This window comes from Streptomyces sp. NPDC026417, assembly GCF_055567695.1.
The window spans coordinates 85,784-99,500 of record NZ_JBVHPY010000010.1; the positions used below are offsets into that span (position 1 = coordinate 85,784).

The window sequence follows — 13,717 nt, forward strand, 5'->3', positions numbered from 1 at the left end:
GGACGGCGGCCCGCGTCCCACGTCACCTCACTGCGAACCCCGGAAGTCCGGCCCCTCCACGACCAGACCCGCCACCAGGGCACCGGACATCCCCGCGTGCGGCAGCCCGCCGCCGGGATGCGCCCAGCCACCCACCGCGAACAGGCCCGGCAGCGCCGTGCCGTTCGACGGGTGCAGCAGCCGGCCGTCCGCCGCCGCGAGCGCCGGGCCCGGCACCGCCCCACCGGCCGCGCCCGTCGCCTCCGCGATGTCCACCGGGGCGTACGCCTCGTACCGGAGGAGACGTCCGCGGAGTCCCGGCACAGCACGCTCCGCGACGGCGAGCAGGCGCTCCACGTCCGCCTCGGACACCTCCAGGCCGGGCGGCACGGTCGCGGTCAGGGTCACCGCCTCGTGCTCCGCATCAGGCACCGCCGCCGGATCGTCCGGGCGCAGCACCGTCACGGTGGGGGCCGCCGCGAGCCCCGGGCGCTCGCCGAAGAGGCGGTTCAGCTCGCCGTCGCGGTCCGCCGCGTGCACCACCGTCCGGTGGGCCGCGCCCTCGGGCCGTCCGCCCCGCAGGGACAGCAGCACGCTCAGCCGGCTCGGCGCACTCCGCTGCGGCGGGACGACGCCGTCGCCGCCCCGCGGTGCCGTCCCCGGGGTGAGGGCGTCCAGCACGCCGGGTGCGACGCCCGCCACCACGAGGTCGGCCTCCGCGACCGTCCCCGCCCCCCGTGACGCGTCGCCCGCGAGCTCCACGCCCGCGGCCCGCCCGTCCTTCTCGACGATCCGCACCACCTCGGCACCGAAGACGAACTCCACCCTGCGCGCCAGGCACCGCTCGTACACCGCGCGGGCCAGTTCCCGGATGCCGCCCCGCACGTACCAGGTGCCGAAGGCGTGCTCCATGTACGGCAGCACGGCCGCGCTCGCCGGCGCGGTGCGGGGGTCCAGCCCGTACGCGAGGGCGTGGCTCTCCAGCAGGGCCGCGAGGCGCGGGTCGCGCAGCTCCCAGGCGCCGACCTCGGCCAGCGTGCCGGCCCGACGGGTGCGCAGCAGGCGCTTGTGCGGCACCGCGGGATAGGGCTCGCGCTCGGCGAGCACCGGCCAGTTCGGCCACAGCGGCTCCTCCAGGAGGGGCCGCCGGGCCCGGTCCCATGCCTCGCGCGCCCGCACCAGGAAGTCGCCCCACCGCGCGCCCGCGCCCGCTCCGAGGGCTTCGTCCAGGGCGCTCAGGGTGCCCGCGCGGGAGGCGTTCGGCAGGGCGACCTCGGTGCCGTCCGCGAAGAGGTGCCGCGACGAGGGGTCCACCTGGACCAGCTCGACGCACTGCTCCAGCGGCTCCTTGCCGGTCTTGACGAACAGGTCGCGGTAGACCGCGGGCAGCGTCAGCAGGCCGGGCCCCAGATCGAAGGAGAAGCCGTCGCGCTCGAGACGGCGCACCGCTCCGCCGTACGTCGCCGTGCGCTCGTACACCACCACCCGGTGGCCCGCGACGGCCAGCCGGGCGGCGGCCGCCATCGCGCCCATCCCGGCGCCGATCACCGCAATCCGTGCCATGCCAGGGACTTTATCGGCCACCGCCGACGGTCCGGCGCCCGCGGTCAGCCGGGCGGGCTCCCACCCCGTGCCACGAGCGCCCGCTCCTCTCGGCGCTGCGCCCTGCGGCGCAGGAAGCGGCGGATGCGCGAGGCGAGGAACCAGACCACCAGCAGTCCGGTGAGCAGCAGGACGCCCGCGACGACCGCCGCGGCCACCGGATGGAACATCGCGAAGGTGAGGACCGCCGCGACGCCGAGATCCTCGGCCGTGCTCAGGACGATGTTGCTGAACGGCTCCGGCGAGGTGTTGACGGCCATCCGGGTCCCGGCCTTGACCACGTGGCTCGCGAGCGCCGTCGAACCCCCGATGGCACCCGCCGCGAGGTCGGGCAGCGAACCGCTCTGTCCGGCGAGCAGGGCCCCGACGACCGCGCCCGACAGGGGCCGGACCACGGTGTGCACCGAGTCCCACACCGAGTCGAGGTAGGGGATCTTGTCGGCGACCGCCTCGCAGAGGAAGAGCACCGCGGCCGCGATGAGCACGTCCGGACGCTGCAGGGCCTCGGGCACGTCGTCGCTCAGGCCGGTCGCGCCGAAGACGCCGAGGAGCAGCACCACCGCGTACGCGTTGATGCCGCTGGCCCAGCCGCTGGTGAAGACCAGGGGGAGTACGGACACGGACGCGATCGTAGCCAGTCCGCGCCGCCGCGTCGTGGGCCCGGGTGCCCACGACTGAGTAGCGGTACTCAGGGGGTGGGATGAGTAGCCGAGCGGATGGGCCCGACCTGCGCGGACGACAGAGTGGAGGCACGGAAAGGGGCTCGGCTCCGGCACCGCCGACACGGGGCGGCGGAACGGTGCGGCGCCCCCGACCGCTCCTTCCGCCGGCCTGTCGGCGGGAGTGAGGCACGGGGGACCCGCCGGGCAGCCGCCCGGGGCCCGAGGGGGCACGGGGGAGTACGGGAAGCGCCGGTTCGAGTTGGCCCGCGGGGGACGCGGCCACATCGGACCGGCGCTTCTCCCGGTCGCTCAGCCCGCCTGGCGGCCGCCGCTCACGCGCCCCTGGAGCAGCCGCGACAGCGCCGAGTGGACGTCGTCCAGCGACCGCTCCGGCTGGAACGCCTGCCAGTCCAGGGCGGCCACCAGGACCATGCCGACCAGTGCGGCGGCCGTCAGCGGGATGTCGATCTCGTCGCTGAGCTCGCCGTTGGCGACACCGTCCCGCAGGACGTCCTCGACCACCGCCACCGCCTGCTGCCTGACCACCATCAGGGTGGACTGCCAGGCCCGGTTGGTCCGCCACAGCTCCGCCACGTACAGCTGGGTGAACGCGGGATAGCGGTCGATGAAGACGAGCCCGGCGCGGATCATCGCGTCCAGCGCGTCGACCTTGCCGCCGCCGTCCCGGGCCGTCCGTTCGGCGGCCTCCCTGAGGGAGGCCGTGAGCAGTCCGACGCCGTGCCGCAGCAGCTCCTCGAACAGGACGGACTTGCTCGCGAAGTTGTAGTAGACCGTGCCCTTCGCGACTCCGGCACGTTCGGCGATCTCGTCCACGGTGGTGGCGGAGAAACCCTGTTCGGCGATGAGGGTGACGGCCGCCTCGTAGAGCTTCTGCCGGGTCGCCTCGCGACGGCTGCTCCCGGCCCCCGTGGCACTGGTGCTTTCCATGGCCTTGATTGTCACAGGAACGGTCACAGGGTCAGCTCCGGGTGCAGCCGGTCGAGGGTCCACACCTGTTTGCGGCGTGCGGAGACGGCGGTGAGGGCGAGGGAGCCGGCGGTGAAGGCCACCAGGACGGCGCACGCCTGCCAGACGGGGCCGAGGCCGCCGCCCGTGATGAGCCGGCGCAGGGCGTCCACGACGTGGCTCATCGGCAGGAACGGGTGGATCGCGTTGAAGAACCCGGGACTGGTCTGCACGGGGTACGTGCCGCCCGCCGAGGTCAGCTGGAGCATCAGCAGGGCGAGCACGAGGATGCGGCCCGCTGCTCCGAAGCGCGCGTTCAGCCACTGCACGATCGCCGCGAAGCAGGCGCTCACCAGGAACAGGAAGCCCACGGTCCCGGCGGCCCGGGCCATGTCCAGGCCGACCAGCCAGTGGAGCACCGACATCAGGGCGGCGGTCTGCAGCACGCCCAGGGCGGCCACCGGCAGCCAGCCCGCCAGGGCGATCCGCCAGGCGGAGGCGCCGGCCGCGAGAGCCCGCCGGTTGAGCGGTGGGATGAGCATGTACGCCACCATCGCGCCCACCCACAGGGACAGCGGGATGAAGTACGGGGCGAATCCGGTGCCGTAGTTGGGCGCCTTGTGCAGGTCCCGCGAGGCGAGCTGCACCGGGTCGGACATCACCTGGGTGCGCTGGTCGCGGTCGTTCTCGTCGTAGTCCGGGATCTTGCCCGCGCCGTCGTGCAGTCCGCCGGCGAGCTTCCCGGAGCCGTCGACGAGCTTGTACATGCCCCCGTTGAGGTCGACCGCTCCGGTCCGGAGCTTGCCCACGCCCTTGTCGAGGTCGGCCGCGCCGGTCTTCGCCGTGCCGAGTCCCGTGTGCAGTGTCCGGGCGCCCTTCGCGACCTTCTTGGCCCCGCTGTTCAGCTGGTTGACCTTGCCGACGGCGTTGTCGAGGTCCTCGGAGAGGTGCGGTGAGCGCTCGGCGAGACTCCGGGCCTGCTTCTCCAGGGTGGCCAGGTTCTTGTCGAGTTCGTCGAGGTCGCCGTCCTGGTCGGTGACGAGCGTGTCGACGTCGTCGGCGACCTTCGCCACGTCCGCGGCGGCCTGCTTGGCCTTCTTGAGTTCCGGGCACGCGGTGTCGGGCAGCACCGCGTTCTCGCAGCGCGCCGTGTAGATGCGGTCGAGTGCGTCGGAGGCCGTGTGCGCGCCCTTGGCGGCGGTCGGCGCCGTCTTCACCAGGGTGTCGAGGTTGTGCCGGATCGCGGACGCCGAGTCGGCGACCAGCCGGGCCGTGTCGCCGATCGTCTTCTCGTTGTCCTTCAGGAACGGCCGTACGTCGTCGGCGATGCCGTTGACCTTGTCGGCGAGGGCCTGGGTGCCGTCGGCGACCCGCTGCGAGCCGTCCTCCAGGTCGCCCGCGCCCTTGTTGAGCTTCTTGAGGCCGCCGGCCAGCTTCCCGCTGCCCGCCTTGGCGTCCTTCAGGCCGTCCGCGAGGTCCTTGGAGCCCTTCTTCGCCTTGCCGATCCCGCCCTTGAGCCTGTCGGCCCCCTTGGCGGCCTTCACGGTCTCCCCGTGGATGTCGGAGAAGGAGATGAAGATCCGGTCGAGGAACGAGCGCGAGGCCTTGGTGGACGCCGCCGTGCGCACCTCGCTGAACACCGTCCGGGAGATCTGCCCGACGATGTAGTTGTTGGCGTCGTTCGTGCGCACCTGGAGCGCGCCCGTCTCGGGGGAGTCGCCGGAGCTGGACGCGATCCGCTTGCTGAAGTCCTTCGGCATGGTGAGCGACAGGTAGTACGTACCGTCCTCGACGCCCCTGCGGGCCTCCGCCGCGCTCACCTCGTGCCACTCGAAGGTGTCGCTCTCGTGCAGGCCCTTGGTGATGTCGTCTCCGGCGTCGATCCTCCGGCCGGCGGCGGTCGCCCCCCGGTCGTCGTTCACGAGGGCCACCGGTATCCGGTCCAGTCGCCCGTAGGGGTCCCAGAACGAATACAGGTAGAGGGCGCCGTAGAGCAGGGGCAGGAGCAGCAGGGCGGCCAGGGCCGCACGCGGCAGCCTGCCCCTGCCGAACCGCCGGAGCTCAAGCGCGGCCAGTTTCGGGGAGCGCATCCGCCGTCTCCTTTTCGTCGTCGTCGCCGTTCGCGTCCGCGGTCCCGGTTGCGTCCGGGTCGGCGGGGTCCTGAGGCGCGTCCGGGGCCGCGGCTTCGTCCCGGCCGTCGGGGTCCAGCGGCGCGTCCGCGGCGGCTTCCCCGGGTCCGGGGCGGGTGGACACGACGACGGCTCCCTCGGGAGCCTCGCTGCACACCGCCACGACCGTGGTGCCGGATTCGGTCAGCGACCTCAGCAGGGCCCAGACCTCGGTCCGTTCGGCGTCCGACAGCTTGAGGTCGGTGTCGTCGACCGCCAGCAGGCGCGGTTCGCCGATCAGGGCCAGGGCCACGGAGAGCCGCAGGGCCTCCAGCCGTTCCAGGTCGCGTACGGCGGTCCGGGCGCCCTTGGGAAGCGCGGCGACGTCGAGTCCGGCGGTGGTCAGGGCCCGGTCGACGCGCCGCCGTGCCTCGGCCAGCCGCTCGGCCCGCGGTCGCAGGAGCCCGCGCAGGGTGTCGCGCAGCGGGCCCGTGAACCGGCGCTGCAGCAGGGCCCGTTCGAGGAGGTGCTCCCCGACGGTCAGGGCGGGTTCGAGATCGGTGACACCGGGTACGTGGGCCAGTGCGCTGATGCCCCGCACCGCGGACATGTGCTGCGGCAGACCGTGGGAGCCGACGGTGGCCCGCCCCTCGGCGGGCTTCATCCGGCCGGTGAGCGCGAGCAGCAGGCAGGTCCGGCCGGAGCCCGAGGGTCCCTCGATCGCGATCAGCGTGCCCGGTCCGGCATCGATGTCCACCCCCCGGAACGCCCAGCCGCGCGGCCCCTTGAGGCCGAACCCCTCCGCACGCACGGCGACCGCGGCGGCTGTTTCCGGCTCGCCCATGTCCCCCCTCGCTCCCCTGTCGTGGGGCCCCAGGGACCCCCATTTTTGAACTGACTGGTCAGTGCAAAAACTATCTCGAACCTTCGATCGAAGCAAAAGGCCAGGTCAGAACGGATTGTCAGTGCCATACCTCACGATGGGCACATACGGCCACAGTGCCGTCACACGACGACAGGAGGTTCGTCATGGCCAGTTCTTCCGCAGCCGCCGCCCACCGGCGCCGCGCCCCCGGCCCTGCCCCCTCACTGACCGGTCCGGCGAGCGACGTGCACCCCGTCCTGCGCCGGACCGGTGCCCCGCCCGCCGCCCTCGACCTGCTCGCCCAGGCCCGCGCCGGACTCGAGGAGGCCACCACCCTCGAGACGCCCAACGAGCGCTACGCCACGGCGCACCTGGCCGCCCTGCGCACCGCCGCGGCCGTGCTGGCCGCCAGGGGTCGCCCGGAGAACACCCCCCGGCGCCGGGCACGCATCCGCAGTGCCTGGGAGGTCCTCCCCGAGATCGCGCCCGAACTGGCCGAGTGGAGCGCGCTGTTCGCCTCCGGCGCCGGGCGCCGCGCCCGCGCCGAAGCCGGCATCCAAGGGGCGGCCGCCCCGCGCGACGCCGACGACCTGATACGCGACGTGGCGATGTTCCTGCGTCTCGTCGAGCGGATGCTGGTGCTCCAGCCGGTCCTGCCGCAGCCCCGGCAGGACGCGGACCGCGAGGTCCCGGACGCGGGATGACCGCCGGCACCGGCCGCCGGCGGTCCCGATCCGCCCGCACCGGGACCGAGGTCCGGCGCGGGTTCCCGGCGGGGCCCGGGGCTCGGAGCGGCCCGCGCTCCGCCGAAGATCCACCGCGTGAGACGGGGGGCCGGGGACGGCGGCCGAGGCAATAGGGTGGGAGGCGCATGCAGCCTCCCAGCGGGAGGCGTCCCGATCGCTCCGCCCGACAGCAGGCGGTGCCGCGCCGAGGAGTCAACTGCCGTGTCGGACCCGATGCGCCCCCGCGCTTCTCTCCGTACCGCCGTGGTCTGGGAGGTCCTGCAGGACGCCCTCGACCGCCGCGTGAAGGCCACGGGGCGGGAATCGCTCGACGTCCTCGACACCGGAGGCGGCAGCGGCAACTTCGCGGTGCCGGTGGCCCGACTCGGCCACCGCGTCACGGTCGTCGACCCCAGCCCGAACGCGCTCTTCGCACTGGAGCGCCGCGCCGCCGAGGCAGGCGTCGCCGACCGTGTGCAGGGCGTCCAGGGCGACGCCCACGGCCTTTTCGACGTCGTCGAGCGCGGTGGCTACGACGCGGTGCTCTGCCACGGCGTGCTGGAGTACGTGGACGACCCGGCCGAAGGCGTGCGCAACGTGGTGGACGCGCTGCGACCCGAGGGCGTCCTCAGCCTGCTCGCCGCCGGCCTGGGCGGAGCGGTGCTCGCGCGGGCGCTGGCCGGCCACTTCAAGGAGGCCAGGCAGGCGCTCGACGACCCGAACGGACGCTGGGGCGAGGGTGACCCCGTACCGCACCGCTTCACCGCCGAGCAGCTCACCGGGCTCGTCGAGGGGGCGGGCCTGCGGGTCGGTGCCGTGCACGGCGTCCGGGTCTTCGCCGACCTGGTCCCCGGCGTCCTCGTGGACACCGAACCGGGCGCGCTGGAGGCGCTGCTGAAGCTGGAGGCCGCGGCGGCCGAGTTCGCCGCCTTCCACTCCGTGGCGACGCAGCTCCACGTGCTGGGCGAGTCACGAGGTGCCGACGGGGCGTGAGCCGCCTCCCGTGACGCGCCGCTGATCAGGGCCGGGGCGGCAGATGGAGTACGCCACAGGCCCCCCGATCGGACGCTCTGCGCCGTATGATCGAGGGAGACCACCCGGCATGACGGGTCGGCCGCTGGGGAATGCACGCTTCAGCGGACCGGACCGCCGTGGCGGGTTCCGGTTGGCCAATTGGCGTAGAGGGGCGGGTTTCACGGGGGCGATTCCCTGCCTATCCTGAAGGGGACCCCCAGTCGCCCCGGCGACTGCACGATGAGGAGGACTCCGTGCCGCTCTCGGAGCACGAGCAGCGAATGCTCGAGCAGATGGAGCGAGCGCTGTACGCCGAAGATCCCAAGTTCGCGACAGCGCTTGAGGGAAGCGGGCTGCGTACGTACACCCGGCGACGGGTCTACCAGGCGGTCGCGGGCTTCCTGGTGGGTATCGCGCTCCTCATGGCCGGAATGGTCGCGCAGCAGATCTGGATCAGCGTGGTGGGGTTCCTCGTCATGCTGGGCTGCGCGGTGCTCGCCGTCACCGGTTGGCGCAAGGCCCCCAAGCCGGGTGAACAGCCGGCCGCCGGTGCGCCTGGTGCCCGCCGTCAGTCGCGACAGCGCCGCTCCATGATGGACCGCATCGAACAACGCTGGCAGCGCCGCCGGGACGAGCAGGGCCACTAGCCCGCCCGCCACGGCCACAGACATCGGTCAAGGGGGTGACCCGCCCGGACGGGCGGGTCACCCCCTTGAGCATGCCCTCACCCGGTCCCGCCCGTCCGGGCCGAGTCCAGGCCGACCGTGCCGGCGTCCGCCCACGGCCCTCCGGGACTTCCCGCGACCCCGCTCCCGCATCCCGGCATCGGCAGCCCTCCGGGACCTGCGCCGCCGCGCCCTGACCGGCGGCTCACCGGGACGTGTCTCCCCAGGCACCCGGACCGGCGGCTCACCGGGACGAACGACGGCCCCTCACCCGACCGCGGGTGAGGGGCCGTCGTTTCGTGGGTCAGCCGTTCTGGCCCGACGGGCGCCGCAGCAGGGCCGCGCGCCGGGCGGAGAGCCCCGACCGCACCGCCGCCCAGCGGGCCGACGCGGCCCAGACCACCCGGACGGCCGAGCGCGGTGCCAGCAGGGCGCGCAGCCGCGTGGGACGGCTCACCGACGCGTGGAGGGCGTCCGCGACACGTCGGGCGTCGTCCGCGGTCCCCGCCGCCGGACGGGGACGCGGCGCGTAGAGGACCTGCTCCACGGTGGAGGCCAGCCGGTGCAGCGCCGCCTCCGCGTCCGCGCCGAGATGCCCGAGCCGGGTGATCCGTGCGGCGGCCTTCCGCGGCGTCAGCGACTCGTCCGGCGCGATGCCGTGGTCCCAGGCCGTGTCCGTCACTTCCTGCCAGGCGGCGAGGGCGTGCGCCGCCAGGCCCTCCTCGGTACGTCCGTGCGCGCCCAGCCGCAGCGCCCGCAATCGCATCCGCCACAACATCGGCAGGAGCGGCACCGCCAGTACCGCGAGTCCGGCCAGCAGGAGCACCGGCAGCAGCCACCAGGGGCGGCCGTCGTCATCGGAGCCGATCGCCGCCTGGGCGGACTCGCTCGGGCAGGCCTCCAGCTTCTTCTGCTGGACCGAGCAGCTCTCGCCGGCCGAGGGCGCGGCGGAGGGGGCCGTGGACGCCGACTGCGACGGCCGCGGTACCGCAGGGACCGAGCTGCCCGGGGTGTCCTCCTGCGTGTACTCGGGCACCGTGCCCCGGTTGGGAGTGGGCTCGAAACGGGTCCAGCCCACGCCCTCGAAGTACAGCTCGGGCCAGGCGTGGGCGTCCCGCAGTCCCACCGACATCGAACCGTCGGCCTGCGGGGAGCCGGGCGTGAAGCCCACCGCCACCCGGGCCGGGATGCCCAGTGTGCGGGCCATCGAGGCCATCGCGAAGGAGAAGTGCACGCAGAAGCCCTGCTTGTCCCGCAGGAAGCGGGCGATCGCCGCGGAGCCGCTGCCGACCTGCACCTGGGTGTCGTACGTGAACCCGCCGTCGACCGCGAAGTAGTCCTGGAGCTCGACCGCCCGCTCGTAGTCGTTCGTCGCGCCCTCGGTCACCTCCAGGGCGGTCTGGGCCACCTCGGGCGGCAGCGACTCGGGGACCTTGGTGAACTCGCGCTGCAGCGCCGGCGGCGGCTGCGGGGCCGAGGCCAGCTGTTCCGCGGTCGGCTGCACCACCAGACTCGACACCTCGTACTGCGCGCCACGCGTGTTCTGGCCGTGGTCGCCGACCAGGGTGCGGCCCAGGGGCTCGTAGCGCCAGTTGCCGTCGATCTCCACCCGGCTGGCGGGATAGGGCATCGGCAGCCAGTCCTGCGCATACCACTCGGCCGCCGAGATCCGTGTCCGGATCTCGCTCCGGCGGATCTCGGGACCCAGGCCGATGGGCGTCGGGAACGTGTCCGGCACCTCCTGGATCCGGCGCTGGGCCGGCTTCCAGGCCGTGCCGTCGAACTCGTCCAGCGAGACGATCCGCAGGTACAGGTCCTGGGTGTCCCGGGTGCTGGTCCGGTACGACAGGACCTGGCGGTCCTCGTTCACGTTCAGGCTGTCGCGGAGCGAGACCAGGGGGTTGACCGCGGAGATGGTGCCGCCGCCTCCGGGGCCCGCGCCGACGCCGGTCCCCGCGCCGTCCAGCAGGCCGCCGTCCAGCGCGGGCAGCCCGAGCGGCACCACCAGCGCGATGCCCAGCGCCACCGCGCCGATGCGCCGGCCGGTGCGGATCGGGGCGACCGCGCCGCCTCCGCTGTCCGGGCCGGGGGCGCGGGGCCCGCCGCCGAAGACACGGCCCCACTGGGAGAGCCGGTCCCGGCCCTCCGCCAGCAGCAGCATCAGATAGCCGCAGGCCGCGAGCAGGAACCACAGCCACGCGGCGCCGCCGTCCGACAGCCCCGCCGCGACCGAGTACAGCGCGAGCAGCGGCAGTCCGGCCGGCGCGGCGCTGCGGAACGTCACCGCGAGCGCGTCCACCGCGAGACCGATCACCAGGACCCCGCCGACCAGCATCAGCCGGATGCCGTCCGACAGGGGCGCCGGGATCGCGTACCGGCTCACGTCGTCCGTGCCCGCCTGGAGCAGCGTCCCCAGCCGGTGGAAGACCTCGGGCCCCGGGACCAGGCCCGCGACGGCCTGCTCGCGCGCGAAGGCCAGGGTCAGCAGCAGCAGTGTCACCAGCGCCTGCAGCGCCACCGTCAGCGCGCGGGCCAGCGGCACCCGCCGGGCCAGCGCGCCCACCCCCGACTGGATCGCCAGCAGGAGTGCCGCCTGCAGGATCCAGGTCGCGGGGTCGACGAGCGGGAGCAGGGCGCAGGCCGCCGCCAGCGTCGCCGCGGCGGCGCACAATGCCAGTTTCGTGCGTCCGCTCATGAGCCGCTCCTCGCCGTGCTCCCCGTGACCGCGGCGCTCGTGCGCTGCCGGTCCGCCTGCTGCCACAGGTCGGCGAAGGCCGCCCCCCGGGGCACCTTCACGGCGGTCCAGCCCGCCTCGTGCAGCATGCGCAGCCGGTCCTCGCTCCGGTCCGCCGGGCCCGGCACGTCGCCCGGCTCCCGCACCCACCCGTCGCTCTCCAGCAGGAAGGCGACGGCGCCGCCACTGCGCTGGCGCATCTTGGCGAGCACCGTCGCCTGCTCCTCGTCCAGGTCGCCGAGGAACGCGATCAGCAGGCCCTCGCTCCCGCCGCGCAGCACGTCGTAGGCGCGCGACAGACCCGCGCCGTCCGAGTGGTCCACCACGGCGAGCGTGTCCATCATCAGGCCCGCGGCGTCGGCCGACTCCTGGCTGGCGCCCGCGAACCCGTCGGCGCCCTCGCCGGGCACCGAGCTTCCGGTGTCCGTCAACAGCCGCACCGAGAAGCCCCGTTCGAGCATGTGGACCAGCGTGGACGCCGCCCCCGACACGGCCCATTCGAAGGCTGAGTCGGGGCCCGCGCCCGCGAAGGCGATGCCCCGGGTGTCCAGCAGGACCGTGCAGCGGGCGCGCTGCGGCTGCTCCTCGCGGCGCACCATCAGCTCGCCGTAGCGCGCGGTGAGCCGCCAGTGGACCCGGCGCAGATCGTCGCCGTGCCGGTAGCCGCGCGGTATCACGTCGTCCTCGCCGGCCAGCGCGAGCGACCGCTGCCGCCCGTCGCCGTACCCCTTCGCCTCGCCGCTCAGCCGCACCGGCGGCAGCGGCTCCACGCGCGGGATGACCGTCAGGGTGTCGTACGTCGAGAAGGAGCGGGTCAGCTCGCACATCCCGAACGGGTCGGTGAGGCGCAGCTGGAGGGGGCCCAGTGGATAGCGGCCGCGCAGGTCCGAGCGCACGCGGTAGGACACCTCGCGGTGGCCGCCCGCCTCCATCCGGTCCAGCACGAACCGGGGCCGGGGTCCGAGCACGTACGGCACCCGGTCCTGGAGCATCAGCAGGCCCGTGGGCAGCCGTGAGACGTTGTCCATCCGCAGGTGGACGCGGGCCTCGGAGCCGGCCGGCACGCGCGCGGGGGAGAGCCGGCGGCTGCCCGCCACCCGGTACCGGGTGCGGTAGAGCACCGTCGCGCACACCAGCGGCAGCACGGCCAGCAGCAGGCCCACCCGCAGCAGGTCGCTCTGACCCAGCACGTACGCGCAGACGGCGGCCGCCACTCCGGCGGCCAGGAAGGAACGCCCGCGCGTGGTGAGTCCGGCGAGCGCCGTGCGCAGCCCGCCCCCCGGCTCCTCCGCGTGCCCCGTCCCCCCGGACGTCATCACAGCCTCCGCGGCGGCTGCTGGTCGAACGCGGGCGCGCCGCGGCCCATCGTGAATCCGTTCGGCGGCTGGGCAGGCGAGGGTACGGGCGTGCGCTGCAGGATCTCCTGGACGACCTGCTCGGCCGTGCGGCGGTTCAGCTGCGCCTGGGCCGTGGGCAGCAGGCGGTGGGCCAGGACCGCTACCGCGAGCGCCTGGATGTCGTCCGGCAGCGCGTAGTCCCGGCCGCTGAGGGCGGCGGCGGCCTTCGCGGCGCGCAGCAGGTGCAGCGTGGCGCGCGGCGAGGCGCCGAGTCTGAGGTCCGGGTGGGTGCGGGTGGCCGCCACCAGGTCCACCGCGTACCTGCGGACCGGGTCCGCGACGTGGACGGTGCGGACGGCGTCGATCAGCTTCACGATGTCGTGCGCGTGCGCCACGGGCTGGAGGTCGTCGAGCGGGGAGATGCCGCCGTGGACGTCCAGCATCTGCAGCTCGGCCTCCGCGCTGGGATAGCCGATGGAGACCCGGGCCATGAAGCGGTCGCGCTGGGCCTCGGGCAGCGGGTAGGTGCCCTCCATCTCGACCGGGTTCTGCGTGGCCACCACCATGAAGGGGCTCGGCAGTTCGTAGGTCTGGCCGTCGATGGTGACCTGGCGCTCCTCCATGGACTCCAGGAGCGCCGACTGCGTCTTCGGGGAGGCGCGGTTGATCTCGTCGCCGATCACGATCTGCGCGAAGATCGCCCCCGGCTTGAACTCGAAGTCCCGGCGCTGCTGGTCCCAGATGGACACACCCGTGATGTCCGAGGGCAGCAGGTCGGGCGTGAACTGAATACGCCGCACCGAGCAGTCGATGGACCGCGCCAGTGCCTTGGCCAGCATCGTCTTGCCGACGCCGGGGACATCCTCGATCAGAAGGTGTCCCTCGGCGAGCAGCACGGTCAGCGAAAGCCGTACGACCTCAGGCTTGCCCTCGATCACTCCTTCCACCGAACTGCGGACTCGCTCCGCAGTGGCGGTCAGATCCGTGAGGCTCGCTCGATCGTCATAGGTCGTCACCCGGCCCTCCTCGGCCCTTTCACGGGCCGACGCTGCGATGCGGA

11 protein-coding genes are annotated in these 13,717 nt (G+C 74.0%); 3 read left to right on the forward strand and 8 right to left on the reverse strand.

Translation table 11 applies throughout. The annotated features are described in order from the left end of the window. Positions 1-27: 27 nt before the first annotated feature. From ACZ4NT_RS17805 to ACZ4NT_RS17825, 5 genes are all read right to left on the reverse strand, one after another. Positions 28-1,542 carry a phytoene desaturase family protein gene (locus ACZ4NT_RS17805; RefSeq protein WP_467726201.1) on the reverse strand — a complete coding sequence of 505 codons (1,515 nt, stop codon included), beginning with the start codon at positions 1,540-1,542 and terminating at the stop codon, positions 28-30. Between the two features lie 44 nt (positions 1,543-1,586). Next, a complete protein-coding gene (locus ACZ4NT_RS17810) occupies positions 1,587-2,201 on the reverse strand; it encodes a DUF4126 domain-containing protein (RefSeq protein WP_467726202.1) in 615 nt (204 codons plus the stop codon). Between the two features lie 351 nt (positions 2,202-2,552). Further along, positions 2,553-3,191, reverse strand: coding sequence for a TetR/AcrR family transcriptional regulator (locus tag ACZ4NT_RS17815; RefSeq protein WP_121404773.1), 639 nt, complete (start codon positions 3,189-3,191; stop codon positions 2,553-2,555). Positions 3,192-3,214: 23 nt separating this feature from the next. Further along, positions 3,215-5,299 carry a YhgE/Pip domain-containing protein gene (locus ACZ4NT_RS17820; RefSeq protein WP_121403508.1) on the reverse strand — a complete coding sequence of 695 codons (2,085 nt, stop codon included), beginning with the start codon at positions 5,297-5,299 and terminating at the stop codon, positions 3,215-3,217. Continuing rightward, complete coding sequence (locus ACZ4NT_RS17825; RefSeq protein ID WP_467726205.1) at positions 5,271-6,161, reverse strand: ATP-binding cassette domain-containing protein; 891 nt, start codon at positions 6,159-6,161, stop codon at positions 5,271-5,273. The genes ACZ4NT_RS17820 and ACZ4NT_RS17825 overlap by 29 nt, the downstream gene beginning before the upstream one ends. Before the next feature lie 185 nt (positions 6,162-6,346). Between ACZ4NT_RS17825 and ACZ4NT_RS17830 the strand changes: the two genes are divergently transcribed. The 3 genes from ACZ4NT_RS17830 (at position 6,347) to ACZ4NT_RS17840 (ending at position 8,568) form a co-directional block, all read left to right on the forward strand. Further along, positions 6,347-6,886 (forward strand): SAV_6107 family HEPN domain-containing protein, encoded by a 540-nt coding sequence (locus tag ACZ4NT_RS17830; RefSeq protein ID WP_121403510.1) that lies wholly within the window; start codon positions 6,347-6,349, stop codon positions 6,884-6,886. 243 nt (positions 6,887-7,129) lie between these two features. Then, entirely contained in the window at positions 7,130-7,900 is a 771-nt protein-coding gene (locus tag ACZ4NT_RS17835) for a methyltransferase (RefSeq protein ID WP_121403511.1), read from the forward strand. A gap of 275 nt (positions 7,901-8,175) precedes the next feature. Further along, the gene (locus tag ACZ4NT_RS17840; protein ID WP_121403512.1) at positions 8,176-8,568 is read left to right on the forward strand and encodes a DUF3040 domain-containing protein; all 393 of its coding nucleotides are present in this window, start codon (positions 8,176-8,178) and stop codon (positions 8,566-8,568) included. A 322-nt stretch (positions 8,569-8,890) separates the two neighbouring features. Here the strand turns inward: ACZ4NT_RS17840 and ACZ4NT_RS17845 are convergent, their stop codons facing one another. Genes ACZ4NT_RS17845 through ACZ4NT_RS17855 form a run of 3 tightly spaced genes read right to left on the reverse strand, consistent with a single transcriptional unit; the run spans position 8,891 to position 13,673 of the window. After that, positions 8,891-11,281 carry a transglutaminase TgpA family protein gene (locus ACZ4NT_RS17845; RefSeq protein ID WP_467726208.1) on the reverse strand — a complete coding sequence of 797 codons (2,391 nt, stop codon included), beginning with the start codon at positions 11,279-11,281 and terminating at the stop codon, positions 8,891-8,893. After that, positions 11,278-12,636: a DUF58 domain-containing protein gene (locus tag ACZ4NT_RS17850; RefSeq protein ID WP_121403514.1), complete on the reverse strand. Its 1,359-nt coding sequence runs from the start codon at positions 12,634-12,636 to the stop codon at positions 11,278-11,280. The genes ACZ4NT_RS17845 and ACZ4NT_RS17850 overlap by 4 nt, the downstream gene beginning before the upstream one ends. Next, positions 12,636-13,673: an AAA family ATPase gene (locus ACZ4NT_RS17855; protein WP_121403515.1), complete on the reverse strand. Its 1,038-nt coding sequence runs from the start codon at positions 13,671-13,673 to the stop codon at positions 12,636-12,638. The genes ACZ4NT_RS17850 and ACZ4NT_RS17855 overlap by 1 nt, the downstream gene beginning before the upstream one ends. Positions 13,674-13,717 lie beyond the last annotated feature (44 nt).